The 25,992-nt window shown below is 53.2% G+C and carries 25 protein-coding genes; 20 read left to right on the forward strand and 5 right to left on the reverse strand.

The annotated features are described in order from the left end of the window. Positions 1-294: 294 nt before the first annotated feature. Positions 295-1,434, reverse strand: coding sequence for a tRNA epoxyqueuosine(34) reductase QueG (queG, locus tag FDW97_RS15580; protein WP_085048474.1), 1,140 nt, complete (start codon positions 1,432-1,434; stop codon positions 295-297). Between queG and nnr the strand changes: the two genes are divergently transcribed. The 15 genes from nnr to FDW97_RS15655 all read left to right on the forward strand — a co-directional run bounded on the left by nnr (position 1,433) and on the right by FDW97_RS15655 (position 19,067). Continuing rightward, positions 1,433-2,980, forward strand: a complete 1,548-nt coding sequence (gene nnr, locus FDW97_RS15585) for a bifunctional ADP-dependent NAD(P)H-hydrate dehydratase/NAD(P)H-hydrate epimerase (protein ID WP_137351285.1) — start codon at positions 1,433-1,435, stop codon at positions 2,978-2,980. The two genes, queG and nnr, sit on opposite strands and share 2 nt — an antisense overlap. Beyond that, a complete protein-coding gene (tsaE, locus tag FDW97_RS15590; protein WP_137351286.1) occupies positions 2,952-3,413 on the forward strand; it encodes a tRNA (adenosine(37)-N6)-threonylcarbamoyltransferase complex ATPase subunit type 1 TsaE in 462 nt (153 codons plus the stop codon). Before nnr ends, tsaE begins: the two co-directional genes overlap by 29 nt. Positions 3,414-3,429: 16 nt before the next feature. Then, a complete protein-coding gene (gene amiB, locus FDW97_RS15595; RefSeq protein WP_137351287.1) occupies positions 3,430-4,761 on the forward strand; it encodes an N-acetylmuramoyl-L-alanine amidase AmiB in 1,332 nt (443 codons plus the stop codon). A 9-nt stretch (positions 4,762-4,770) separates the two neighbouring features. Then, a complete protein-coding gene (mutL, locus tag FDW97_RS15600) occupies positions 4,771-6,624 on the forward strand; it encodes a DNA mismatch repair endonuclease MutL (protein ID WP_137346741.1) in 1,854 nt (617 codons plus the stop codon). Then, positions 6,617-7,567 carry a tRNA (adenosine(37)-N6)-dimethylallyltransferase MiaA gene (gene miaA / locus FDW97_RS15605; RefSeq protein ID WP_038636521.1) on the forward strand — a complete coding sequence of 317 codons (951 nt, stop codon included), beginning with the start codon at positions 6,617-6,619 and terminating at the stop codon, positions 7,565-7,567. Before mutL ends, miaA begins: the two co-directional genes overlap by 8 nt. A gap of 84 nt (positions 7,568-7,651) precedes the next feature. After that, positions 7,652-7,960, forward strand: coding sequence for an RNA chaperone Hfq (gene hfq, locus FDW97_RS15610; RefSeq protein ID WP_003025584.1), 309 nt, complete (start codon positions 7,652-7,654; stop codon positions 7,958-7,960). Between the two features lie 74 nt (positions 7,961-8,034). Continuing rightward, on the forward strand, positions 8,035-9,315 hold the full coding sequence (hflX, locus tag FDW97_RS15615) for a ribosome rescue GTPase HflX (RefSeq protein WP_003025589.1): 1,281 nt from the start codon (positions 8,035-8,037) through the stop codon (positions 9,313-9,315). Positions 9,316-9,435: 120 nt separating this feature from the next. Beyond that, positions 9,436-10,689, forward strand: coding sequence for an FtsH protease activity modulator HflK (gene hflK / locus FDW97_RS15620; protein WP_069324734.1), 1,254 nt, complete (start codon positions 9,436-9,438; stop codon positions 10,687-10,689). Positions 10,690-10,691: 2 nt separating this feature from the next. Then, positions 10,692-11,696 (forward strand): protease modulator HflC, encoded by a 1,005-nt coding sequence (hflC, locus tag FDW97_RS15625; protein ID WP_003830491.1) that lies wholly within the window; start codon positions 10,692-10,694, stop codon positions 11,694-11,696. Between the two features lie 82 nt (positions 11,697-11,778). Continuing rightward, complete coding sequence (locus FDW97_RS15630) at positions 11,779-11,976, forward strand: DUF2065 domain-containing protein (protein ID WP_085048470.1); 198 nt, start codon at positions 11,779-11,781, stop codon at positions 11,974-11,976. 102 nt (positions 11,977-12,078) lie between these two features. Further along, complete coding sequence (gene purA / locus FDW97_RS15635; RefSeq protein ID WP_003025606.1) at positions 12,079-13,377, forward strand: adenylosuccinate synthase; 1,299 nt, start codon at positions 12,079-12,081, stop codon at positions 13,375-13,377. Between the two features lie 216 nt (positions 13,378-13,593). Beyond that, complete coding sequence (gene nsrR, locus FDW97_RS15640) at positions 13,594-14,019, forward strand: nitric oxide-sensing transcriptional repressor NsrR (protein WP_038636528.1); 426 nt, start codon at positions 13,594-13,596, stop codon at positions 14,017-14,019. 38 nt (positions 14,020-14,057) lie between these two features. After that, positions 14,058-16,520, forward strand: a complete 2,463-nt coding sequence (gene rnr / locus FDW97_RS15645; RefSeq protein ID WP_038636531.1) for a ribonuclease R — start codon at positions 14,058-14,060, stop codon at positions 16,518-16,520. Between the two features lie 72 nt (positions 16,521-16,592). Then, positions 16,593-17,324 (forward strand): 23S rRNA (guanosine(2251)-2'-O)-methyltransferase RlmB, encoded by a 732-nt coding sequence (rlmB, locus tag FDW97_RS15650; protein ID WP_038636534.1) that lies wholly within the window; start codon positions 16,593-16,595, stop codon positions 17,322-17,324. Between the two features lie 120 nt (positions 17,325-17,444). Next, positions 17,445-19,067, forward strand: coding sequence for an isovaleryl-CoA dehydrogenase (locus FDW97_RS15655; protein ID WP_137351288.1), 1,623 nt, complete (start codon positions 17,445-17,447; stop codon positions 19,065-19,067). An 87-nt stretch (positions 19,068-19,154) separates the two neighbouring features. Here the strand turns inward: FDW97_RS15655 and yjfN are convergent, their stop codons facing one another. Both yjfN and bsmA read right to left on the reverse strand, forming a co-directional pair. After that, positions 19,155-19,430, reverse strand: coding sequence for a DUF1471 family protease activator YjfN (gene yjfN, locus FDW97_RS15660; protein WP_077223936.1), 276 nt, complete (start codon positions 19,428-19,430; stop codon positions 19,155-19,157). 147 nt (positions 19,431-19,577) lie between these two features. Further along, on the reverse strand, positions 19,578-19,907 hold the full coding sequence (gene bsmA, locus FDW97_RS15665) for a biofilm peroxide resistance protein BsmA (protein ID WP_038636544.1): 330 nt from the start codon (positions 19,905-19,907) through the stop codon (positions 19,578-19,580). A gap of 181 nt (positions 19,908-20,088) precedes the next feature. Between bsmA and yjfP the strand changes: the two genes are divergently transcribed. Beyond that, a complete protein-coding gene (gene yjfP / locus FDW97_RS15670; RefSeq protein WP_085048467.1) occupies positions 20,089-20,838 on the forward strand; it encodes an esterase in 750 nt (249 codons plus the stop codon). Here yjfP and ulaR read toward each other — a convergent pair. Together ulaR and ulaG are read right to left on the reverse strand one after the other, a co-directional pair. Beyond that, positions 20,835-21,590 (reverse strand): HTH-type transcriptional regulator UlaR, encoded by a 756-nt coding sequence (gene ulaR / locus FDW97_RS15675; RefSeq protein WP_006686325.1) that lies wholly within the window; start codon positions 21,588-21,590, stop codon positions 20,835-20,837. The genes yjfP and ulaR overlap by 4 nt on opposite strands. Positions 21,591-21,698: 108 nt before the next feature. Further along, a complete protein-coding gene (ulaG, locus tag FDW97_RS15680; RefSeq protein WP_038636551.1) occupies positions 21,699-22,763 on the reverse strand; it encodes an L-ascorbate 6-phosphate lactonase in 1,065 nt (354 codons plus the stop codon). A 366-nt stretch (positions 22,764-23,129) separates the two neighbouring features. On the opposite strand from ulaG, the gene ulaA reads away from it, so the two are divergent. The 4 genes from ulaA to ulaD are packed head-to-tail and all read left to right on the forward strand — an operon-like array spanning position 23,130 to position 25,990. Then, positions 23,130-24,527 (forward strand): PTS ascorbate transporter subunit IIC, encoded by a 1,398-nt coding sequence (ulaA, locus tag FDW97_RS15685; protein WP_038636554.1) that lies wholly within the window; start codon positions 23,130-23,132, stop codon positions 24,525-24,527. Between the two features lie 15 nt (positions 24,528-24,542). After that, a complete protein-coding gene (gene ulaB / locus FDW97_RS15690; protein ID WP_001577590.1) occupies positions 24,543-24,848 on the forward strand; it encodes a PTS ascorbate transporter subunit IIB in 306 nt (101 codons plus the stop codon). An 11-nt stretch (positions 24,849-24,859) separates the two neighbouring features. Continuing rightward, positions 24,860-25,327, forward strand: a complete 468-nt coding sequence (gene ulaC, locus FDW97_RS15695; RefSeq protein WP_038636563.1) for a PTS ascorbate transporter subunit IIA — start codon at positions 24,860-24,862, stop codon at positions 25,325-25,327. 12 nt (positions 25,328-25,339) lie between these two features. Further along, positions 25,340-25,990, forward strand: coding sequence for a 3-keto-L-gulonate-6-phosphate decarboxylase UlaD (gene ulaD / locus FDW97_RS15700; protein ID WP_032940270.1), 651 nt, complete (start codon positions 25,340-25,342; stop codon positions 25,988-25,990). The last annotated feature ends 2 nt before the right edge of the window (positions 25,991-25,992 follow it).

A 25,992-nucleotide genomic window follows, 5' to 3' on the forward strand; every position in this document is an offset into this window, starting at 1 on the left:
AGTTCGAGTCTCGTTTCCCGCTCCAAATTCTTACCTCAAAAAAAATATCCACAACGAAGAATCGCGTTGGGGACGTTTTGTTTCGTCGTTGACATACTCTTGTAAACAGACTTATCCACAGGTCCGGGTATTATTCCTGGAATGCAAAAAACTTCGCCTGGTTAATAGTATCATTTTAACACATTGAAATTACTGGATTAATTATCATTTCAAATTGTTAATGCGATCACTTGACGATTTTTTCCCTCTTGAATATCAATGTGTTTTTATTTTTATACACAAGCTGTGGATGACTTAAGCATCGCGCGGTAGACCCTTTTCGATGACCCTGACTAAACGTTGTTTCTTCGGCAACTGCACCTCAACTACGCAGGCGTTTCGCTTCTCAATTTGCTGAGCAACCGCCCACTCTATGTGTTCGTCGAGAAGTGGGTGCTCACCTCTACGGTTTTCCAGAGCGTTAATTACGGCTTCATCCCAGGGTGCATTGCCCAACGCAACAGCGATATTTCGCAGCCAGCGCAGATGACCAATACGACGAATGGCAGACCCCTCAGTGACTTTTAAAAACCACGCTTCGCTCCAGCTAAACAGCTCTATTAACTCCGGAGCATGAAGCTGCTTGCGTGGGCTAAAGTCATCCTCGACCGTCAACTGCGAATAGCGGTTCCAGGGACAAATGAGCTGACAATCATCGCAGCCGTAAATGCGATTCCCCAACAAAGGACGAAACGCTTCAGGGATAGCGCCTTCCAGTTCGATAGTGAGATAAGAGATACAACGGCGCGCATCTACGGTGTAGGGTTCAACGATGGCCCCGGTGGGACAGATGGTCATACAGGCGACACATTTCCCGCATCCTTCTTCTACTGGCTTATCGACCGGCAAGGGCAAGTCGATCAGTAATTCACCAAGGAAGAAAAATGAACCGGCTTCGCGATTAAGGATAAGTGAGTGCTTACCTGTCCAGCCAAGCCCGGCTTTTTCCGCCAGCGGACGCTCAAGAATGGGCGCGGAATCGACAAAAGGTCTAAAATTCAGCGAAACGCAGTGTTGTTGAATCATCTCGCCCAGCTTTTTTAAGCGGTTACGCAGCAGCTTATGGTAGTCGCGCCCAAGCGCGTAGCGACTGACGTAACCCAGAGAGGGGTTTTTCAACGTGCTGGCAAAGGCCGCCTTGGCAGGGAGATAGTTCATACGTACGCTGATGACACGTAGCGTACCGGGCAATAATTCGTGAGGTCGGGCGCGCATCATGCCGTGACGGGCCATCCAGTCCATCTCGCCGTGATAGTGTTGATCCAGCCAGGCCTGCAGTTTGGGCTCCGCTTCGCTGAGGTCGGTATCGGCAATACCGACCTGCTGAAAGCCAAGCTCCAGCCCCCACTGCTTAATATTTTGCGCTAACTGATTGAGATCGAGGGGCTCTGACATGACGGACCATAAAATGAAGAAAAACCCCGCAAGTATACCACACTCCATCTGGTACGCCGATGACATCAGGCGGATGGAGCGAGAGGCGGCAGACAGCTTAGGGCTGACGTTGTACGAACTGATGCAACGGGCGGGAGAGGCCGCGTTTCAGGTCGCCCGCGAAGCCTATCCGCACGCTCAACACTGGCTGGTGCTGTGCGGTCATGGCAACAACGGCGGCGATGGCTACGTAGTGGCAAGGCTTGCCAAAGCGCAGGGACTTGAGGTCACGCTGCTGGCGCAAGAGAGTGACAAACCGCTCCCGGAGGAAGCACAGCAGGCGCGCGATGCCTGGCTTAACGCCGGTGGCGTCATTCATGCTGCGGATATCACCTGGCCTGGTAGCGTGGACGTCATCATCGACGCGCTGTCAGGGACTGGCTTAAAACACGCGCCGCGTGAGGCTCTCTCGGTATTGATTGAACGTGCCAATACTTACCCAGCCCCCATCGTGGCGATAGATATTCCTTCCGGCCTGCTGGCACAAACAGGGGCGACACCGGGTGCGGTCCTCAATGCGGCGCATACCGTCACCTTTATTGCGCTCAAACCAGGCCTGTTAACCGGTAAAGCGCGCGATGTCACCGGACGCCTGCATGTTAACGCGCTTGGGCTGGACGACTGGCTGGCTGGGCAGGATGCGCCAATTCAACGTTTTGATGCTCTACAGCTTGCGAACTGGCTGACGCCACGCCGACCTACCTCGCACAAAGGTTCCCACGGTCGGCTGGTGATTATCGGCGGGGACCACGGGACGGCAGGCGCAATACGTATGGCCGGTGAAGCGGCGCTGCGTGCAGGAGCCGGGCTGGTCAAAGTGCTGACTCGCAGTGAAAACATCGCTCCGATTCTGACCGCCAGGCCGGAACTGATGGTTGATACGCTAACGCCGCAGACTCTGGATGAAAGCCTGGCGTGGGCGGATGTTGTGGTCATTGGTCCTGGGCTTGGTCAGCAGGAATGGGGCAAAAAAGCGCTGCAAAAGGTCGAGAATTTTCGCAAACCGATGCTCTGGGATGCCGATGCGCTCAACCTGCTGGCAATCAACCCCGATAAACGTCACAATCGCGTGATCACGCCGCATCCGGGAGAAGCCGCGCGACTACTGGGCTGTTCCATTGCAGAAATTGAAGACGATCGCTTACTTTGTGCACAACGTCTGGTAAAACGGTACGGAGGCGTGGTAGTGCTGAAAGGCGCGGGTACGGTTGTTGCTGCTGAACCGGCTGAGTTGGGTATTATTGATACCGGCAATGCAGGCATGGCCAGCGGCGGAATGGGTGATGTGCTTTCCGGTATTATTGGCGCATTGCTCGGACAGAAGCTTACCCCGTATGATGCAGCGTGTGCGGGATGTGTTGCGCACGGTGCGGCGGCGGATGTGCTGGCTGCGCGTTTTGGTACGCGCGGCATGCTGGCGACCGATCTCTTTACTACGCTACAGCGTATTGTTAACCCTGATGTGATTGACGTTTATCATGATGAATCGAGTAATTCCACTACCTGATGAACAGGCGACTTTAGACCTGGGACTGCGGGTAGCCAAAGCCTGTGACGGCGCGACGGTAATTTATTTGTACGGCGACCTGGGAGCGGGCAAAACCACTTTTAGCCGTGGATTCCTGCAGGCGTTAGGCCACAAAGGTAATGTCAAAAGCCCGACTTACACGCTGGTTGAACCCTATTCGCTCGATAATTTGGTGGTTTATCACTTCGATCTGTATCGACTTGCGGACCCGGAGGAGCTGGAATTTATGGGGATCCGCGATTATTTTGCCAATGATGCCATCTGCCTGGTGGAATGGCCGCAACAAGGTAAAGGTGTTCTGCCAGACCCGGACGTCGAAATACACATCGAATACCAGGCACAAGGTCGAGAGGCGCGCGTAAGCGCAGTCTCCTCATCGGGTGATTTATTGCTGGCGCGTTTAGCCGATTAACCTTAAGGGTGGCAGGATGATTTATCACATCAGAAACTGGCTGATGGCAACCCTGGTCCTGCTGTGCGCGCAGGCAGGGGCCGCCAGCCTCTCCGATCTTCAGGTTTCCAACGGCGATCAACAGGCGCGGATTACGCTGAGTTTTATCGGCGATCCTGAATACGCCGTTTCGCAGGATGGGAAACGAACCGTCGCGCTGGATATTAAACAAACCGGTGTGATTCAGGGATTACCGTTGCTGTTTAGCGGTAATAATCTGGTCAAATCTATCCGTTCCGGTACGCCAAAAGACGCGCAGTCTCTGCGCCTGCTGGTGGATTTAACCGAGAACGGCAAAGCCGATGCCGTAAAACGCCAGAACGGCGGTAATTATACCGTCGTGTTTACCATCAAGGCCGATGCGCCACCGCCGCCTCCACCGCCTCCGGTGGTCGCGAAACGTGTCGAAGCGCCGGTTGTCGCCCCGCGCCCTACCGAGCCTGCACGTAATCCGTTTAAAGCGGAAAACGATCGCACTACGGCGGTTACCAGCAGTAATACGTCCACGCGACCTGCGGCGCGCGCCAGCACCAATAGCGGCGACAAAGTGGTTATCGCCATTGATGCCGGGCATGGCGGACAGGATCCCGGCGCAATTGGTCCCGGCGGTACGCGTGAGAAAAATGTCACGATTGCCGTGGCGCGTAAACTACGCAGTTTGCTGAATGATGACCCGATGTTTAAAGGCGTCCTCACCCGCGATGGCGATTACTTCATCTCGGTCATGGGACGTTCCGACGTTGCGCGTAAACAAAACGCCAACTTCCTGGTTTCGATTCATGCTGACGCCGCGCCAAACCGGGATGCCACTGGCGCTTCCGTCTGGGTACTGTCAAACCGCCGGGCGAATAGTGAAATGGCTGGCTGGCTGGAACAGCATGAGAAGCAATCAGAATTGTTAGGTGGTGCGGGCGATGTGCTGGCCAACAGCCAGGCCGATCCTTACCTCAGCCAGGCCGTGCTGGATCTGCAGTTCGGTCATTCGCAACGCGTCGGGTATGATGTGGCGACCAGCATGATCGGTCAGTTAGAACGTATTGGCTCAATGCATAAACGTCGGCCGGAACATGCCAGCCTGGGCGTATTGCGTTCGCCGGATATCCCGTCAGTGCTGGTTGAAACTGGCTTTATCAGTAACAACAGCGAAGAGCGTCTGTTGGCGAGCGATGATTACCAGCAGCAACTGGCCGAGGCGATTTACAAAGGATTGCGTAACTATTTCCAGTCGCACCCGATGCAAACCGGGCCGCAGGGCGCACCGGCGCAAACCGCCAGCGCCGTGTCGCCTGGCAACACGTTAACAAATTAAGGATTAGCCATGCCGATTCAGGTTCTACCGCCACAGTTGGCGAACCAGATTGCCGCGGGCGAGGTGGTAGAACGGCCTGCGTCAGTGGTGAAAGAACTGGTGGAAAACAGTATCGATGCCGGCGCGACGCGTATTGATATTGATATCGAACGCGGCGGCGCGAAGCTTATTCGTATTCGTGACAACGGCTGCGGGATTAAAAAAGACGAGCTGGCGCTGGCGCTGGCGCGTCATGCCACCAGTAAAATTGCCTCGCTTGACGATCTCGAAGCCATCGTGAGCCTTGGGTTTCGCGGCGAAGCGTTAGCCAGTATTAGCTCGGTCTCTCGTTTAACCCTGACGTCGCGCACGCAAGAGCAGCCTGAAGCCTGGCAAGCCTATGCTGAAGGACGCGACATGGATGTCACGGTTAAACCCGCCGCGCATCCGGTGGGTACCACGCTGGAGGTGTTGGATCTGTTCTACAACACCCCGGCGCGGCGCAAGTTTATGCGCACCGAGAAAACCGAATTTAATCATATCGATGAGATTATCCGCCGCATTGCGCTGGCGCGTTTTGATGTGACGATTAATTTGTCGCACAATGGCAAAGTGGTGCGTCAGTACCGTGCAGTGGCTGCGGATGGACAAAAAGAGCGCCGTCTGGGCGCGATTTGCGGTATGCCGTTTCTGGAACATGCGCTGGCGATTGAATGGCAGCATGGCGATTTGACGCTACGGGGCTGGGTAGCCGATCCTCACCACACAACGACGGCGCTGGCGGAAATCCAGTACTGTTACGTGAATGGCAGGATGATGCGTGACCGCCTGATCAACCACGCTATCCGCCAGGCCTGTGAAGATAAGCTGGGCGCCGATCAGCAGCCGGCATTTGTTTTATATCTGGAAATCGATCCGCATCAGGTGGATGTTAATGTGCATCCCGCCAAGCATGAAGTCCGTTTCCATCAGTCGCGTCTGGTGCATGATTTTATCTACCAGGGCGTATTGAGCGTTCTGCAACAGCAGCTTGAAACGCCGCTGCCGTTGGCTGATGACGACGAACCTGCCCCACGGCACATCCCGGAAAACCGCGTTGCAGCCGGACGTAACCATTTTGCCGAGCCCGCTCCGGCGCGTGAAGCTGCTGCACCTCGCTACTCTGCCCCCGCTGGCGGTGGTGGTCGTCAGGCGGGCGCCAGCTGGCCTCATGCCCAGCCTGGATATCAAAAGCAGCAGGGTGAGATTTATCAGCAACTGCTGCAGACGCCAGTTCCAACGCGTAAAGCGCCGGTATCTGAAGCGCCATCGGCTCCTCTGACCGGCAACAGTCAGGGGTTTGGTCGGGTGCTAACGATTGTCGGTGCGGACTGTGCGTTACTCGAATGCGATGGTCATATTCGGTTACTGGCATTACCTGTGGCGGAACGTTGGCTGCGTCAGGCGCAATTAACGCCGGGACAGGGGGCTGTTTGCGCCCAACCATTACTGATTCCTTTACGTCTAAAAGTGACCGCCGATGAAAAAGCGGCGCTGCAGAAAGGGCAGAGCCAACTGGCCGATCTGGGCATTGAATTTCAACTGGATGCGCAGCATGTGACCATCCGGGCAGTGCCTTTACCCTTACGCCAACAAAATTTACAAATCTTGATTCCTGAACTGATAGGCTACCTGGCGCAGCAGTCCGTATTCGAGCCGGGCAATATTGCACAGTGGATTGCACGTAACCTGATTAGCGAGCATCCGCAGTGGAGCATGGCCCAGGCGATTACGCTGTTAGCGGATGTTGAGCGGCTTTGCCCACAACTCGTGAAGGCGCCGCCGGGTGGTCTGTTACAACCTGTTGATTTACATTCGGTAATGAATGCCCTGAAACATGAGTGATACCCGTAAGGCGAGCCTGCCAAAGGCGATTTTTTTAATGGGGCCAACGGCCTCCGGTAAAACAGCGCTCGCAATTGAATTGCGTAAAGTTTTGCCTGTAGAGTTGATAAGCGTTGATTCCGCCCTTATTTACAAAGGGATGGATATCGGTACAGCCAAGCCTGATGCAGATGAATTACAGGCCGCGCCGCACCGATTACTGGATATTCGCGATCCGTCGCAAGCGTACTCTGCTGCGGATTTTCGCCGCGATGCGTTAGCCGAGATGGCCGATATCACCGCCGCGGGGCGTATCCCGCTGCTGGTGGGCGGCACAATGTTATATTTCAAAGCCTTGCTTGAAGGGCTGTCGCCGTTACCGTCGGCAGACCCGGACGTCAGGGCCAGAATTGAGCAGCAGGCGGCAGAGCATGGGTGGGATGCGTTACACCGACAGCTTCAGGAGATCGATCCCGTAGCTGCCGCGCGTATTCATCCAAATGATCCGCAAAGACTTTCCCGGGCACTGGAAGTTTTTTTCATTTCGGGTAAAACTTTAACGGAGCTGACGCAAACGTCAGGAGATGCTTTGCCGTATGAGGTGCATCAGTTTGCAATCGCCCCGGCGAGCCGTGAACTGCTCCATCAGCGAATTGAGCAGCGTTTTCATCAGATGTTAGCTTCAGGTTTTGAAGCAGAAGTCCGGGCGCTTTTTGCCCGTGGAGATTTGCATACGGATTTGCCTTCCATTCGTTGTGTCGGGTATCGCCAGATGTGGTCATACATTGAAGGCGAAATTTCATACGATGAAATGGTTTATAGAGGTGTTTGCGCCACGAGGCAGTTGGCGAAGCGGCAGGTGACCTGGTTGCGTGGTTGGGAAGGGGTGCACTGGCTTGACAGTGAAAAGCCTGACCAGGCGCGAAACGAAGTATTACAGGTTGTTGGTGCTATCGCGAACTGAATGTGTACAATTGAAACGTATCGTGCGCAATTTTTCAGAATCGAAAGGTTCAAAGTACAAATAAGCATATAAGGAAAAGAGAGAATGGCTAAGGGGCAATCTTTACAAGATCCGTTCCTGAACGCACTGCGTCGGGAACGTGTTCCAGTTTCTATTTATTTGGTGAATGGTATTAAGCTGCAAGGTCAAATCGAGTCTTTTGATCAGTTCGTGATCCTGTTGAAAAACACGGTCAGCCAGATGGTTTATAAGCACGCGATTTCTACTGTTGTCCCGTCTCGCCCGGTTTCTCATCACAGCAATAATGCCACCGGCGGCACTGGCAGCAACTACCATCACGGTAGCAACGCGCAAGGTTCATCTGCGCAACAGGACAGCGAAGAAACCGAATAAGGTTGATTGCTGTTTTACATACGGGGAGCCAGCGAACCTGCGTTCCCCGTTGATACATATTAAGGGGTTGACGCTTGTTTGACCGTTATGATGCCGGTGAGCAGGCGGTACTGGTACACATCTATTTTTCGCAAGACAAAGATATGGAAGACCTCCAGGAGTTTGAATCTCTGGTCTCTTCCGCCGGTGTCGAAGCAATGCAGGTGATTACCGGGAGCCGTAAAGCACCGCACCCGAAGTATTTTGTTGGTGAAGGCAAGGCAATCGAAATTGCCGAAGCCGTAAAAGCGACTGGCGCTGCGGTGGTGATTTTTGATCATGCTCTAAGCCCTGCCCAGGAACGTAACCTGGAACAATTGTGCCAGTGTCTGGTTATCGACAGGACTGGTCTTATTCTGGATATTTTTGCCCAGCGTGCTCGAACCCATGAGGGTAAGTTGCAGGTTGAGCTGGCGCAACTGCGCCATATGGCTACGCGTTTGGTCCGTGGCTGGACCCACCTTGAAAGGCAAAAGGGCGGGATTGGTTTGCGCGGTCCGGGTGAAACCCAGCTCGAAACCGACCGTCGTTTGCTGCGTAATCGCATTTTGCAGATACAGTCGCGCCTGGAAAAAGTTGAAAAGCAACGTGAGCAGGGGCGACAGTCGCGTAAGAAAGCGGATGTCCCGACCGTATCACTGGTGGGATATACCAACGCCGGAAAATCCACCCTGTTCAACCAGATAACTGAAGCCCGGGTCTACGCAGCGGATCAACTGTTTGCGACCCTGGACCCGACCCTGCGACGGATCGACGTCGCGGATGTCGGTGAAACCGTGCTGGCGGATACCGTAGGGTTTATCCGTCACTTACCGCACGACCTGGTGGCGGCATTTAAAGCCACCTTGCAGGAAACACGTCAGGCGACATTGCTGCTGCACGTTATTGATGCAGCAGATTTTCGTGTGCAAGAAAACATCGAGGCCGTCGATACGGTGCTTGAGGAGATCGATGCGCATGAGATCCCGACCCTGCTGGTGATGAATAAAATCGATATGCTGGATGACTTTGAACCGCGTATCGACAGAGATGAAGAGAATAAACCCATTCGCGTTTGGGTTTCAGCGCAAACGGGAATAGGTATACCACAGCTTTTTCAGGCTTTGACTGAGCGGCTTTCCGGTGAGGTGGCGCAGCATACGTTGCGTTTGCCGCCGCAGGAAGGGCGTCTGAGAAGTCGGTTTTATCAACTTCAGGCAATAGAAAAAGAGTGGATGGAGGAGGACGGCAGCGTAGGTCTGCAGGTTCGTATGCCGATCGTAGACTGGCGTCGCCTCTGTAAACAAGAACCGGCACTGGAAGACTATGTTGTCTGATCTGACGGATATGGCCTGAAGATTTTTTCGCCTCTATACCTTGTGGATTTTGCGTAGCCAACGCATCGGCAGCACAAAAGACGCAGGTATAGCATCGCATAACAAATATGGAGCACAAAAATGGCGTGGAATCAGCCCGGTAATAACGGACAAGACCGCGACCCGTGGGGAAGCAGCAAACCTGGCGGCAACCCTGAGGGAAATGGAAACAAAGGTGGGCGCGATCAGGGACCTCCCGATCTGGATGATATCTTCCGCAAACTGAGCAAAAAGCTCGGTGGTCTGGGCGGCGGTAAAGGTACTGGTTCTGGCGGCGGTAGTTCATCGCAAGGCCCGCGTCCGCAACTGGGCGGTCGGGTCTTTACTATCGCTGCGGCCGCTATCGTCATAATCTGGGCGGCCAGCGGTTTCTACACCATTAAAGAAGCGGAACGCGGCGTGGTGACACGCTTCGGTAAATTCAGCCATTTGGTTGAGCCGGGTCTGAACTGGAAACCGACCTTTATCGACGAAGTGACCCCGGTCAACGTTGAAGCCGTGCGTGAACTTGCCGCATCTGGCGTCATGCTGACATCTGACGAAAACGTTGTGCGCGTTGAAATGAACGTGCAGTACCGTGTGACCGATCCGCAGCGTTACCTGTTTAGCGTAACCAGCGCGGATGACAGCCTGCGTCAGGCAACCGACAGCGCACTGCGTGGCGTTATCGGGAAGTACACTATGGACCGTATCCTGACCGAAGGGCGTACCGTTATTCGTAGCGATACCCAGCGTGAACTGGAAGAAACGATCCGTCCGTACAACATGGGTATCACCCTGCTGGACGTCAACTTCCAGGCCGCACGTCCGCCGGAAGAGGTAAAAGCCGCGTTTGACGATGCGATTGCCGCGCGCGAAAACGAACAGCAGTACATCCGTGAAGCGGAAGCGTACACCAACGAAGTTCAGCCGCGTGCGAACGGTCAGGCGCAGCGTATTCTGGAAGAAGCGCGTGCTTATAAAACGCAAACCATCCTGGAAGCTCAGGGTGAAGTGGCGCGCTTCGCGAAAATTCTGCCGGAATATAAAGCCGCGCCGCAAATTACTCGCGAGCGTTTGTATATCGAGACCATGGAAAAAGTGCTGAGCAATACCCGCAAAGTCCTGGTTAACGATAAAGGCAGCAATCTGATGGTTCTGCCGCTGGATCAAATGCTGAAAGGCGGTAGTGCGCCAGCAGCAAAGAGTGACAGCAGTTCAAACCTGCTGCGTCTGCCGCCAGCGACGACCTCCAGCACTGGAGCAAGCAACACCTCGTCCACCAGTCAGGGCGATATTATGGACCAACGCCGCGCGAACGCGCAGCGTAACGACTACCAGCGTCAGGGGGAATAACGATGCGTAAGTCAGTTATTGCGATTATCATCATCGTTCTGGTAGTTCTGTTCATGTCTGTCTTTGTGGTCAAAGAAGGCGAGCGCGGTATTACGCTGCGCTTTGGTAAAGTTCTGCGTGACGATGAAAACAAGCCGCTGGTTGTTGCACCTGGCCTGCACTTCAAGATTCCGTTTATTGAATCAGTGAAGATGCTGGATGCGCGTATTCAGACCATGGACAACCAGGCCGATCGCTTTGTCACCAAAGAGAAGAAAGACCTGATCGTTGACTCCTACATCAAGTGGCGCATCAGTGACTTTAGCCGTTACTACCTGGCAACGGGCGGTGGCGATGTTTCTCAGGCAGAAGTCCTGCTGAAACGTAAGTTCTCTGACCGTCTGCGTTCTGAAATCGGTCGTCTCGACGTGAAAGACATCGTTACCGATTCCCGTGGTCGTCTGACTCTGGAAGTCCGTGACGCGCTGAACTCCGGTTCTGCTGGTACGGAAGATGAAGTCGCGACGCCGGCGGCGGATAGTGCGATTGCCGAAGCGGCTGAGCGTGTTCAGGCTGAAACGAACGGTAAAGTTCCGGTCATCAACCCGAACAGTATGGCGGCGTTGGGGATCGAAGTGGTTGACGTGCGTATTAAGCAAATCAACCTGCCTGCGGAAGTCTCTGAGGCTATCTATAACCGTATGCGCGCTGAGCGTGAAGCGGTAGCCCGTCGCCATCGTTCACAAGGTCAGGAAGAAGCGGAAAAACTGCGTGCAACGGCGGATTACGAAGTAACGAAAACGCTGGCAGAATCTGAGCGTCAGGGCCGCATTATGCGCGGTGAAGGCGATGCAGAAGCCGCGAAACTGTTTGCCGACGCGTTCAGCCAGGATCCTGACTTCTACGCCTTCATTCGTAGCCTGCGTGCATATGAGAAGAGCTTCGAAGGTAACCAGGACGTGATGGTCATGAGCCCGGACAGCGATTTCTTCCGCTACATGAAGACACCGAATACCGCGACACGCTAAAATAGTTTCAGCGGTTTTAAACCAGCAAAACCACCGGCGTCCCCAGGGATGCGGTGGTTTTCTTTTTATATAAGGACGATGGATGAATTCAACAATTTGGCTGGCACTCGCGCTGGTTTTGGTGCTGGAGGGCCTGGGTCCGATGCTTTATCCCGGCGCATGGAAGAAAATGATCTCCGCGATGGCGCAACTCCCCGAAAATACTTTGCGTCGTTTTGGTGGAGGTCTTGTGGTTGCGGGCGTTGTGGTCTACTACATGTTGAGGAAAACGATTGGCTGATCAATAAGTAGCCTAATTTGCGGATTTTAGCATGCAAAAAGTGCTGTATATCTGAAAAAGCGGTGGTAGAATCCATTTTTAAGCAAACGGTGATTTTGAAAAATGGGTAACAACGTCGTCGTACTGGGCACCCAATGGGGTGACGAAGGTAAAGGGAAGATCGTCGATCTTCTGACTGAACGGGCTAAATATGTTGTGCGCTACCAGGGTGGACACAACGCAGGCCATACTCTCGTAATCAACGGTGAAAAAACCGTCCTCCATCTTATTCCATCAGGTATTCTTCGCGAGAATGTCATCAGCATCATCGGTAACGGTGTTGTACTGTCTCCGTCCGCGCTGATGAAAGAAATGAAAGGGCTGGAAGATCGTGGTATCCCGGTTCGCGAGCGCCTGCTGCTGTCTGAAGCTTGTCCGCTGATCCTTGATTATCACGTTGCGTTGGATAACGCTCGTGAGAAAGCGCGTGGCGAGAAAGCGATCGGTACTACCGGTCGCGGTATCGGCCCGGCTTATGAAGATAAAGTGGCTCGTCGCGGTCTGCGCGTTGGCGATCTGTTTGATAAAGCAACCTTCGCTGAAAAACTGAAAGAAGTGATGGAATATCACAACTTCCAGTTGGTGAATTTCTATAAAGTCGAAGCGGTTGACTACCAGAAAGTGCTGGATGATGTGATGGCGATTGCCGACATCCTGACTTCTATGGTTGTTGATGTTTCCGATCTGCTGGACCAGGCGCGTAAGCGTGGCGATTTCGTCATGTTCGAAGGCGCGCAGGGTACGCTGCTGGATATCGACCACGGTACTTATCCGTACGTCACCTCCTCCAACACCACCGCGGGTGGCGTGGCGACTGGCTCCGGCCTGGGCCCACGTTATGTGGATTACGTGCTGGGTATCATCAAAGCTTACTCTACTCGTGTTGGCGCGGGTCCGTTCCCGACAGAGCTGTTTGATGACGTTGGCGAGTTCCTGTGCAAACAAGGTAACGAGTATGGCGCAACCACTGGTCGTCGTCGTCGTACCGGTTGGCTGGACTCCGTTGCCGTACGTCGTGCAGTACAGATTAACTCCCTGTCTGGCTTCTGCCTGACCAAACTGGACGTACTGGACGGTTTGAAAGAGGTGAAAATCTGTGTCGCTTACCGTATGCCGGATGGCCGTGAAGTTACGACTACCCCGCTGGCGGCTGACGACTGGAAAGGTATCGAGCCGATTTACGAAACCATGCCAGGCTGGTCTGAATCCACCTTTGGCGTGAAGGAACGTAGTGGTCTGCCGCAGGCGGCGCTGAACTACATCAAGCGTATTGAAGAACTGACCGGTGTGCCGATTGACATTATCTCAACTGGCCCAGACCGTACTGAAACCATGATCCTGCGCGACCCGTTCGACGCATAATTCTGGTTATGGCGTAGCGTCGAATGGCGCTGCGCTTGCACTATCTTAGGCCGGATGAGGCGTTTTGCATTAGAATCCGGCTTAAAATCACGTAAGTTCCTCGCTTTTTTCCTTCCCGAACTGAAATAAATTAGCGACCTGGCTGGTGGCTGGTTTATCATCAATATAATTAATACCACCAGGTTTATCCGTTTTATCCCTTTTCCTGAGGTTGATGTGCAGTTAACAAGTTTCACCGATTACGGATTACGTGCGCTAATCTACATGGCGTCACTTCCCGAAGGACGTATGACCAGTATTTCTGAGGTGACAGAAGTCTACGGCGTGTCCCGTAATCATATGGTCAAAATAATCAATCAACTTAGCCGGGCGGGCTTTGTTACTGCTATTCGAGGAAAAAATGGCGGTATCCGCCTGGGTAAACCCGCTAAGGATATTTGTATTGGTGATGTGGTTCGCGAGCTGGAACCCTTATCGCTGGTCAACTGTAGCAGCGAGTTTTGCCACATAACCCCTGCCTGCCGACTCAAACAGGCGCTTTCTAAAGCAGTGCAAAGTTTTCTCACGGAACTGGACAACTACACACTTGCTGATTTGGTTGAAGAAAATCAACCGCTTTATAAATTATTGCTGGTGGAGTGACGAAAATCTTCATCAGAGATGACAACGGAGGAACCGAGATGTCACAAGATCCTTTCCAGGAACGCGAAGCTGAAAAATACGCGAACCCTATCCCGAGCCGGGAATTTATCCTCGAACATTTAACTAAACGTGAAAAACCGGCCAACCGCGATGAGTTGGCCGCTGAACTCAACATTGAAGGTGAAGAACAGCAAGAAGCGCTGCGTCGTCGCCTGCGCGCGATGGAGCGTGACGGGCAACTGGTCTTCACTCGTCGTCAGTGCTACGCGCTGCCGGAACGTCTTGACCTGCTGAAAGGTACCGTTATTGGCCACCGTGATGGCTACGGCTTTCTGCGCGTCGAAGGCCGCAAAGATGATCTGTACCTGTCCAGCGAGCAGATGAAAACCTGCATTCATGGCGATCAGGTGCTGGCGCAGCCGCTGGGCGCGGACCGTAAAGGTCGTCGCGAAGCGCGTATTGTGCGTGTACTGGTGCCGAAAACCAGCCAGATTGTCGGCCGCTACTTTACCGATGCTGGGGTTGGGTTTGTCGTCCCGGACGATAGCCGCCTGAGTTTCGATATCCTTATTCCGCCGGAAGAGGTGATGGGGGCGCGTATGGGCTTTGTGGTCGTGGTTGAGCTGACCCAGCGTCCAACCCGTCGCACCAAAGCTGTGGGTAAAATCGTTGAAGTATTGGGCGACAACATGGGCACCAGCATGGCTGTTGATATGGCCCTGCGTACCCATGAAATCCCGTATATCTGGCCGCAGGCAGTCGAAAAACAGGTTGCCGGGCTGAAAGAAGAAGTGCCGGAAGAGGCGAAAGTTGGACGTGTTGATCTACGCGATCTCCCGCTGGTCACTATTGATGGCGAAGATGCGCGTGACTTCGATGATGCGGTTTACTGCGAGAAGAAACGCGGCGGCGGCTGGCGTTTATGGGTGGCGATTGCTGACGTAAGCTATTACGTCCGCCCGCCGACTCCGTTGGATCAGGAAGCGCGCAGTCGTGGCACGTCTGTCTACTTCCCGTCGCAGGTTGTCCCGATGCTGCCGGAAGTGCTGTCTAACGGATTGTGTTCGCTGAACCCGCAGGTAGACCGTCTGTGTATGGTGTGCGAAATGACCATTTCGTCGAAAGGTCGGTTAACCGGCTTTAAATTCTACGAAGCGGTAATGAGCTCCCATGCGCGTCTGACCTACACCAAAGTCTGGCACATGCTGCAAGGCGATCAGGAACTGCGCGAGCAGTATGCGCCGTTAGTGAAACATATTGAAGAGCTGCATAATCTCTACAAAGTGCTGGATAAAGCCCGGGAAGAACGCGGCGGTATCTCGTTTGAAAGTGAAGAAGCGAAGTTTATTTTCAACGCTGAACGTCGTATTGAACGTATCGAACAGACGCAACGTAACGACGCGCACAAGCTGATTGAAGAGTGCATGATCATGGCGAACATCTCAGCGGCGCGATTCGTTGAGAAAGCCAAAGAGCCAGCCTTATTCCGTATTCACGATAAGCCGACGACCGAAGCGATTACCTCCTTCCGTTCCGTACTGGCCGAACTGGGCCTGGAACTGCCTGGCGGCAATAAACCCGAGCCGCGCGATTACGCTGAATTGCTGGAGTCGATTGCCGACCGTCCTGACGCGGAAATGCTGCAAACTATGCTGCTGCGCTCGATGAAGCAGGCGATTTACGATCCAGAAAACCGGGGTCACTTTGGTCTGGCGCTGCAATCTTATGCGCACTTTACCTCGCCGATTCGTCGTTACCCGGATCTCTCTTTGCACCGTGCAATTAAATATTTGCTGGCGCAGGAGCAGGGCCATAAAGGCAACACCACGGAAACCGGTGGCTATCATTATTCAATGGAAGAGATGCTGCAACTGGGCCAGCACTGTTCGATGGCCGAACGCCGTGCTGACGAAGCTACGCGCGACGTCTCTGACTGGCTGAAGTGTGACTTCATGCTGGATCAGGTGGGTAACGTCTTTAAAGGCGTAATTGCCAGCGTGACCGGGTTTGGCTTCTTTGTCCGTCTTGACGAACTGTTTATCGACGGTCTGGTGCATGTCTCCTCCCTGGATAACGACTACTATCGCTTTGACCAGGTTGGGCAGCGTCTGACGGGTGAGTCAAGCGGTCAGATGTATCGCCTGGGCGATCGTGTGGAAGTTCGCGTGGAAGCGGTCAACATGGACGAGCGTAAAATCGATTTCAGTTTGATCTCCAGCGAACGTGCGCCGCGCAATGAGGGCAAAACCGCACGCGAAAAAGCTAAAAAAGGCGATGCAGGTAAAACTACCGGTAAACGTCGTCAAATGGGCAAAAAGGTGAATTTCGAGCCGGACAGCGCATTCCGCGGCGAGAAGAAAGGCAGAGCCAAACCTCAGGCGGATAAAAAAACGGCTGAGAAGAAAGGCGATAAAAAAGCGAAAAAGCCATCGGCAAAAACGCGTAAAATCGCTGCCGCCACCAAAGCTAAACGTGCGGCGAAAAAGAACGTCGCACAATAACAGCCATAAACGGTAAGTCGGGCAACTATTATGTTGCCCGGCGTTACGCACAAACTATTAACGAGTACATTCATGAGTGAAATGATTTACGGCATCCACGCGGTGCAGGCTCTGCTGGAACGTGCGCCTGAGCGCTTCCAGGACGTCTTTATTCTCAAAGGCCGTGAAGATAAACGCCTGCTGCCGTTGATCCATGCACTGGAAGCGCAGGGCGTTGTCATTCAGTTGGCTAACCGTCAGTTCCTGGATGAGAAAAGCGAGGGTGCGGTACATCAGGGGATTATTGCGCGCGTGAAGCCGGGTCGTCAGTATCAGGAGAACGATCTGCCGGATCTGATTGCTGCGCTCGATCAGCCGTTCTTTTTGATCCTCGATGGCGTCACCGATCCGCATAACCTGGGCGCATGCCTGCGTAGCGCGGATGCTGCTGGTGTACATGCGGTTATCGTACCGAAGGATCGTTCCGCACAGTTGAATGCGACGGCGAAAAAAGTGGCCTGTGGCGCGGCTGAAAGCGTACCGCTGATCCGCGTAACTAACCTGGCGCGCACGATGCGTATGCTGCAGGAAGAGAATATCTGGATTGTGGGCACCGCTGGCGAAGCCGACCATACTCTCTATCAGAGCAAAATGACCGGACGTATGGCGCTGGTCATGGGGGCTGAAGGCGAAGGAATGCGTCGTCTGACCCGCGAACATTGTGACGAACTGATCAGTATCCCGATGGCAGGGAGCGTTTCGTCGCTAAACGTTTCAGTCGCGACCGGCATCTGCCTGTTTGAGGCCGTTCGTCAGCGCGGCTAATTCATTCTCAATTTCTCTCAAGCCATCCCCTGGGATGGCTTTTTTGTGACCTTCATCCCAGGCACTCTCTTGTCTGGCTGGCCATACTTAAGGCCACGGCCATTGACGGAGGGAAACACAATGCACTGGCAAACGCATACCGTTTTTAACCAACCTGTACCGCTCAATAACAGCAACTTATACCTGTCCGATGGCGCCCTGTGCGAAGCGGTTATCCGCGAAGGGGCGGGCTGGGACAGCGATGTGTTGGCGAGTATTGGCCAGCAGCTAGGTACCGCGGAGTCGCTCGAACTGGGTCGCCTGGCTAATGCTTTTCCACCCGAGCTTTTGCGCTACGATCCGCAGGGGCAGCGACTGGACGATGTGCGTTTTCATCCTGCCTGGCATTTGCTGATGCAGGGGCTGTGCGCCAACCGCGTGCATAACCTTGCCTGGGAAGACGAAGCGCGGCAGGGAACATTTGTTGCCCGCGCGGCGCGTTTCATGCTGCATGCGCAGGTGGAAGCAGGCACTTTGTGTCCGGTAACCATGACTTTTGCCGCCACGCCGCTGTTACTGCAGATGCTACCTTCACAATTTCACGACTGGTTTACGCCGCTGCTAAGTGACCGTTATGACTCGCATTTATTGCCGGGTGGGCAAAAGCGTGGGCTGCTGATCGGTATGGGAATGACCGAGAAACAGGGGGGCTCAGATGTGTTGAGCAATACCACCCAGGCGGAACGCCTCGCAGACGGCTCATATCGGTTGGTGGGACATAAGTGGTTTTTCTCTGTGCCACAAAGCGATGCCCATTTGGTGCTGGCGCAGGCAAAGGGGGGATTATCCTGCTTTTTTGTACCGCGATTTTTACCCGATGGTCAACGTAATGCTATCCGTCTCGAGAGGCTGAAAGATAAGTTAGGCAACCGCTCCAATGCCAGCTGCGAAGTCGAATTCCACGATGCTATTGGCTGGCTGCTGGGCGAAGAAGGAGAAGGTATACGCCATATCCTGAAAATGGGTGGTATGACGCGTTTTGACTGTGCGCTCGGTAGCCATAGCATGATGCGACGTGCCTTTTCCGTGGCGATTTATCATGCGCACCAACGACAGGTATTTGGCAAGCCATTGATTGAACAGCCGATGATGCGTCAGGTCTTAAGCCGAATGGCGCTCCAACTGGAAGGCCAGACTGCGTTACTGTTTAGGCTGGCACGGGCCTGGGACCGCCGCGCTGATGCCAAAGAAGCGCTGTGGGCTCGGTTGTTTACGCCAGCGGCGAAATATTCTGTCTGCAAAAGCGGGATGCCGTTTGTCGCTGAGGCGATGGAAGTATTGGGTGGGGTTGGCTACTGCGAGGAGAGTGAGCTGCCACGTCTGTACCGTGAGATGCCGGTAAACAGTATCTGGGAAGGCTCCGGCAATATTATGTGTCTTGATGTATTGCGGGTGCTGGCAAAACAACCCGGTATCTACGATATGCTCAGCGAAGCCTTTGCCGAGGTCAAAGGGCAGGATCGTCATTACGATCGGATGGTTCGTCAGTTGCAGCAACACCTGCGTAAACCCATTGAAGAATTGGGACGGGAGATTACGCAGCAGCTTTTCCTGCTCGGTTGCGGGGCGGAAATGTTGCGCTATGCCTCTCCGCCAGTGGCGCAGGCCTGGTGTCAGATGATGTTGGATACGCGTGGTGGACGACGGTTGTCTGAACAGGTACAGAATGATCTGCTGCTACGGGCAACGGGAGGATTACGGTAATAATATGCCTGATGGCGACGCTGGCGCGTCTTATCATAATGCCTACGTTAAAGCAGGCCGGATAAGTTTACCCCATCCGGCAATCTGTTACGCATAGAGTATGGCCTGGACGCGCCAGTTATCGGGGTGCTGATCTTCATACATTTGAATGATCCGATACCATGAAGCACCTTGTTCATCCGCTTTTAACGCAACGACACGTTCTACATCCTGCGGATTTCCTGCAATGTTACTGACGGATATCAGCCCTATTTCGTTCAGGCCGGTAACACAGTCAGCACTGGCGAACTCGGCAGACTGCGCCGTAGTACCTACCAGTCCGGTAGAAAGCAGCAGTGAGGATAAGGCAAGTGATTGTTTCATCGTCAGCTCCATTATTCGTACCCCTACACACGGCAGGGCATTCCATCGCGATAATAAACCTCAAGCTTCCTGCTGTTGGTTTATTGTGCACAGGTAAACGCATAGGGGCGCAAAGCAATGTAAAGCTGACTAAATTTCAAACCAATGTTATTTACGATACAAAATCGCTTGTGAATACCATTGGCCTGTCACAATGGTCTCATCGACTAATAAGACCACATAATAATCAGCTTTTGCCGCGACGGCTTTGTCGCGGATTTCAGCCAGCGCATCATCCGGTGAGCCTCTTACCAGCGCGCTAACCGTCCCTATTCGCTGTAACCCATTACTCTGGTTACGGCGGATCTCCTGCGGGTGGTCGGCAACGGGCGGTGCGGGTTGCGGCGTTCCCTGTAGCACGCTACAGGCGCTTAAAAATAAAACCAGCAACAAAGAGGCAAACCGACGCATAACTCTATCTCGTTTCCTGATAGCCATAGTGTAGTGCCTTATTAATTTCCCTTTAGGGGAATGTTCCCGAATTGTTATCTCTCACGCGATTTTCGAATGAAAATGTTGCGAAAGCGTAACCCAGTTCTCAACATTATGAATCATTGTCGAACACATTCGCTTGCGTTAAGTATTGCTGCGTGGCATACCAGAAAGAAAGAGGCGACAAATGATCGAAATTGAAACACGACAGTTGGCGGGTATCCCTGTCCTGCACGCCGTTCCGGCTGGCAAACGCGCATGTTCACTCCCCTGTATTATTTTCTATCACGGATTTACATCTTCCAGTCTGGTCTACAGCTATTTTGCCGTTGCTCTGGCTCAGGCTGGATTCCGGGTAGTGATGCCAGATGCGCCAGACCATGGTGCCCGCTTCAAGGGTGACGCACAGGGGCGGATATACCGCTTTTGGCACATATTGCAGCAAAACATGCAGGAATTTTCGACGTTACGTGCGGCGCTGGTGGCAGAAAATTGGCTGTCAGATGAACGGCTTGCCGTAGGCGGAGCGTCAATGGGGGGAATGACGGCCCTGGGCATTATGGCTCGTCACCCCGAGGTGAAATGTGTAGCCAGCCTGATGGGTTCGGGCTACTTTACCCGGCTTGCGCAGACGCTTTTTCCGCCTTTATTGGTCCAGACGCCAGAACAGCAGGCTGCGTTTGATGCCCTCATCGCGCCGCTGGCCGAATGGGAAGTGACGCACCAGTTGCCACGCCTGGCCGACAGACCGTTGCTACTATGGCATGGGCAGGAAGATGATGTGGTACCGGCTATTGAAACTTTTCGCTTACAGCAGGCGCTGATTCAGGCTGGTCTGGACAATAACCTGACCTGTCTGTGGGAAGCAGGCGTACGCCACCGCATTACGCCAGAAGCGCTGGCTGCGACGGTGACGTTTTTCCGCCAGCACCTTTAAACGCGCATAATGCTTACACCCTGAGCTTCGAGCTGTTGCAGGATCTCAGGGTCCGCATTTTTGCCGGTGATCAGCATATCGATTTGATCGGCGCGGCTGAACAGCATCCCCGCGCGTTCACCGACCTTACTGCTATCGACCAACACCACCAGTTTGCCCACCACGTTAAGCATCTTCTGCTCCGCCATCGCGGTCAGCATATCGGTTTTATACAGTCCATCTGCGGTCAACCCTTTGCCGCTGGTGAACATCCAGTGCCCGGCATACAGGCTATTTTCACTACCTTGTGGGCTAAGCGTGATAGATTGGCTTTTGTTGTATTGTCCTCCCATGATGATCACGCTCTCATGCTCCTGGTCGATCAAATAGTTCGCCAGCGGCAGATAATTAGTGATGATCTGCACTGGCTTGCCGCACATTTCACGTCCGAGCAGGAAGGCGGTCGATCCGCAGTTGATCACCACGCTTTCACCGGCATTCACCAGTTGAGAGGCCGCTTTGGCAATGCGAACCTTTTCATCGTGGTTCTGCGCCTGATGCAGATTCATTGGCGTCCAGCGCGGGCGCTGCTGCGTGATGGCTTCTGCGCCGTTACGAACTTTCTTGAGTTTGCCGCTTTCGTCGAGTTTGTTGATATCCCGGCGGGCTGTGGCGGGGGAAATTCCCAGGCGCTCAATTACGTTCTCAACGGTAACAAAGCCCAACTGCGCCAGCATATCCAGCAATATTTGATGTCTTTGTGCTTCAGTCATGAGCTATTCCGATACAAATTGATTTGAAAAGATGATATTTGAAATAGCCTGGAAATACTAAAGTAAATGGGGAAAAAATGCCGGGTTATGCCCGGCATTTGGTGTGAATCACAAGAAGGATTTAAACGGTAGATCCGGTTCAATCGTGAAACAGTCATCAAAGCCGCGTGGATAGTGATATTCAAAGTTATCTTTATCCAGCGGCCAGGTGAATTTGCCACCTACCTGCCAGATGAATGGCTTAAAGCCATACTTCAGCCGATCTTTTTTCATCTCCCACAGCACACGAATCTCCTGAGGATCGGCCTGGAAATTAGACCAGATGTCATGATGGAAGGGGATGACGACTTTTGTATTCAACGCTTCGGCCATACGCAGCATGTCGGAGCTGGTCATCTTGTCGGTAATGCCACGCGGGTTTTCGCCATAGGATCCGAGCGCGACGTCAATCTGATGCTCATTGCCGTGTTTGGCATAATAGTTGGAGTAGTGTGAGTCGCCGCTGTGATACAGCGTGCCGCCCGGTGTTTTGAACAGATAGTTAACGGCGCGCGCGTCCATACCGTCCGGCAGCACGCCCGCCGCTTTCTGATCGGCGGGAAGAGTAATCAACGCGGTACGATCAAAAGCATCAAGCGCATGAATTTCAATATCTTTCACTTTAACCACATCGCCGGGTTTTACCACGATGCAGCGATCTTTCGGCACGCCCCAGCCGACCCACAGATCCACACAGGTTTGTGGCCCAATAAACGGCACGTCGTCCGCGCAGTTCTGCATGACCGCAGCCGCGACATTAACGTCGATGTGATCGTTATGATCGTGCGTAGCCAGCACCGCATCGATCTGGCGAATCGCAAACGGATCAAGTACAAACGGCGTAGTACGCAGGTTTGGCTGCAGTTTCTTCACGCCCGCCATGCGTTGCATCTGGTGACCGGTTTTCATCAGCGGATTACCGTGACTTTGCTTACCTGTTCCGCACCAGAAATCGACGCAGACGTTAGTCCCGCCTTCCGACTTTAGCCAAATTCCGGTACAGCCAAGCCACCACATAGCAAAGGTGCCAGGTGCGACCTGTTCCTGTTCGATCTCTTCATTCAGCCAGCTTCCCCACTCCGGGAATGTGCTCAGAATCCATGATTCGCGCGTGATGCTTTTTACTTTACTCATCGCATTTACCTTCATGTTGGTTCAAGTTGAATCAAATTATGATTTATTTTGATTGATACTGACATCAATTTATCAAGAAGGCAATGCGTGGATTTTTCTGATTCCGTCGTAAAGCATCTATTACTCACAACGTAACGGGATGCTTTGTAGCAATCTATTTTTGTATTTTATTGTTTTTATGAGTTTTATTTTTTGCTCTATGAATGTTCCATAAAACCCTGGCTCGGGTAAGAGATTTATTTGCGTACTCCATCACATTTAATCAAATTCAATCTTGTTGTGATTACTTTTGAAAATTAGAGTGGGGGCACAACATCCTGAACATCTGTAATGAATGTTCAGCAACTTTGTCTACTGGAGATCGTTATGGAGATCCTCTACAACATCTTTACCGTCTTTTTTAATCAGGTCATGACCAACGCGCCGTTGCTGTTGGGTATTGTGACCTGCCTCGGCTACATCCTGTTGCGCAAAAGCGTCAGCGTCATTATCAAAGGCACGATCAAAACGATTATCGGTTTTATGCTGCTGCAGGCGGGATCGGGCATTCTGACCAGCACGTTTAAACCGGTGGTGGCGAAGATGTCCGAGGTTTACGGTATCAATGGTGCGATTTCCGATACGTATGCCTCCATGATGGCAACCATTGAACGTATGGGAGACGCTTATAGCTGGGTAGGTTATGCCGTGCTGTTGGCGCTGGCGCTGAACATTTGTTACGTCTTGCTGCGACGTATTACCGGCATTCGCACCATCATGCTCACCGGGCACATCATGTTCCAGCAGGCGGGCTTAATTGCGGTCTCTTTCTATATCTTCGGCTATTCCATGTGGACCACCATTATCTGCACGGCGGTGCTGGTGTCGCTCTACTGGGGGATTACCTCCAATATGATGTACAAGCCGACGCAGGAAGTGACCGACGGCTGCGGTTTTTCCATCGGCCACCAGCAGCAGTTCGCTTCATGGATTGCCTACAAGGTCGCGCCTTATCTGGGTAAAAAAGAGGAGAGCGTAGAAGATCTCAAACTGCCTGGCTGGCTGAATATCTTCCATGACAACATCGTTTCGACCGCGATTGTCATGACCATTTTCTTCGGGGCGATCCTGCTTTCTTTCGGCATTGATGTGGTTCAGGCGATGGCGGGGAAAACGCACTGGACGGTGTACATCCTGCAGACCGGTTTTTCGTTTGCCGTGGCGATCTTCATCATCACCCAGGGCGTACGTATGTTCGTCGCCGAACTTTCAGAAGCGTTCAACGGTATCTCGCAGCGTCTGATTCCCGGTGCGGTATTGGCGATTGACTGTGCGGCGATATACAGCTTTGCTCCCAACGCGGTGGTGTGGGGCTTCATGTGGGGCACCATCGGCCAACTGATTGCGGTCGGCATCCTCGTGGGCTGCGGCTCTTCCATCCTGATTATTCCTGGTTTTATCCCAATGTTTTTCTCCAACGCCACCATTGGCGTGTTCGCGAACCACTTTGGCGGCTGGCGCGCGGCGCTCAAGATTTGTCTGGTGATGGGGATGATTGAAATCTTTGGCTGCGTCTGGGCGGTGAAACTCACCGGTATGAGCGCGTGGATGGGGATGGCGGACTGGTCAATTCTGGCGCCGCCGATGATGCAGGGCTTTGCCTCCATCGGCATCGCGTTTATGGCCGTCATTATTCTGATTGCACTGGCTTATATGTTTTTCGCAGGACGCACGTTGCGCGCTGAGGAAGACGCAGAAAAACAACTGGCAGAACACTCTGCTTAATAAGGAGTTCCGATTATGACCGTACGTATTCTGGCTGTGTGTGGCAATGGGCAGGGCAGTTCCATGATCATGAAGATGAAAGTGGACCAGTTTTTAACCCAGTCAAATATTGACCATACAGTGAACAGCTGCGCAGTGGGTGAGTACAAAAGTGAACTGAACGGCGCGGATATCATCATCGCCTCTACCCATATTGCCGGTGAAATTACCGTAACTGGCAATAAATATGTTGTTGGCGTACGCAACATGCTGTCGCCCGCCGATTTTGGACCAAAACTGCTGGAAGTGATCAAAGCGCATTTCCCACAGGACGTGAAGTAAGGATACGGCATATGAAATTACGTGATTCGCTGGCAGACAATAACGCCATCCTTCTACAGGCTGAGGCCAACACCTGGCAGGAAGCGGTAAAGCTGGGCGTCGATCTGCTGGTTAAGGCCGACGTGGTTGAACCGCGCTACTACCAGGCCATTCTTGATGGGGTTGAACAGTTTGGTCCGTACTTTGTGATTGCGCCAGGACTGGCGATGCCGCACGGACGCCCGGAAGAAGGCGTTAAGAAGACCGGCTTTGCGCTGGTGACGCTGAAAACACCGTTGGTGTTTAACCACGAAGATAACGACCCGGTGGATATTCTGATCACGATGGCGGCGGTCGACGCAAACACGCATCAGGAAGTGGGCATCATGCAGATCGTGAATCTGTTTGACGATGAAGCCAATTTCGACCGTCTACGTGCCTGCCGCACCGCGCAGGAAGTGCTGGATTTAATTGATAACGCCACTGCGGCGGCTGTTTAAAAGGATACCGAAATGTCATTACCTATGTTGCAGGTTGCGCTGGATAACCAATCAATGTCTTCTGCGTATGAAACGACGCGTCTGATCGCCGAAGAGGTCGATATCATTGAGGTGGGCACCATTCTTTGTGTTGCTGAGGGCGTACGTGCCGTACGTGACCTGAAGGCGCTCTACCCACATAAAATTGTGCTGGCGGACGCCAAAATCGCCGATGCGGGTAAAATTCTCTCTCGCATGTGTTTCGAGGCCAACGCTGATTGGGTCACTGTTATCTGCTGTGCGGATATCAATACCACCAAAGGTGCGCTCGAGGTGGCGAAAGAATTTAACGGCGACGTACAGATTGAACTGACCGGTTACTGGACCTGGGAACAGGCTCAGGAGTGGCGTGACGCGGGTATCGGGCAGGTTGTCTATCATCGCAGTCGTGATGCGCAGGCCGCAGGAGTGGCGTGGGGAGAGGCGGATATCAGTGCCATCAAACGCCTGTCTGATATGGGCTTTAAAGTCACCGTCACCGGCGGTCTGGCGCTGGAGGATCTGCCGCTGTTCCAGGGGATTCCGATTCACGTCTTTATCGCTGGCCGCAGCATTCGTGATGCCGCTTCTCCGGTTGAGGCGGCGCGTCAGTTCAAACGTTCCATCGCCCAGTTGTGGGGCTAAGG

The organism is Citrobacter sp. wls708 (assembly GCF_005281255.1).
In the GTDB taxonomy this organism is placed as follows: Bacteria; Pseudomonadota; Gammaproteobacteria; order Enterobacterales; family Enterobacteriaceae; genus Citrobacter; species Citrobacter werkmanii.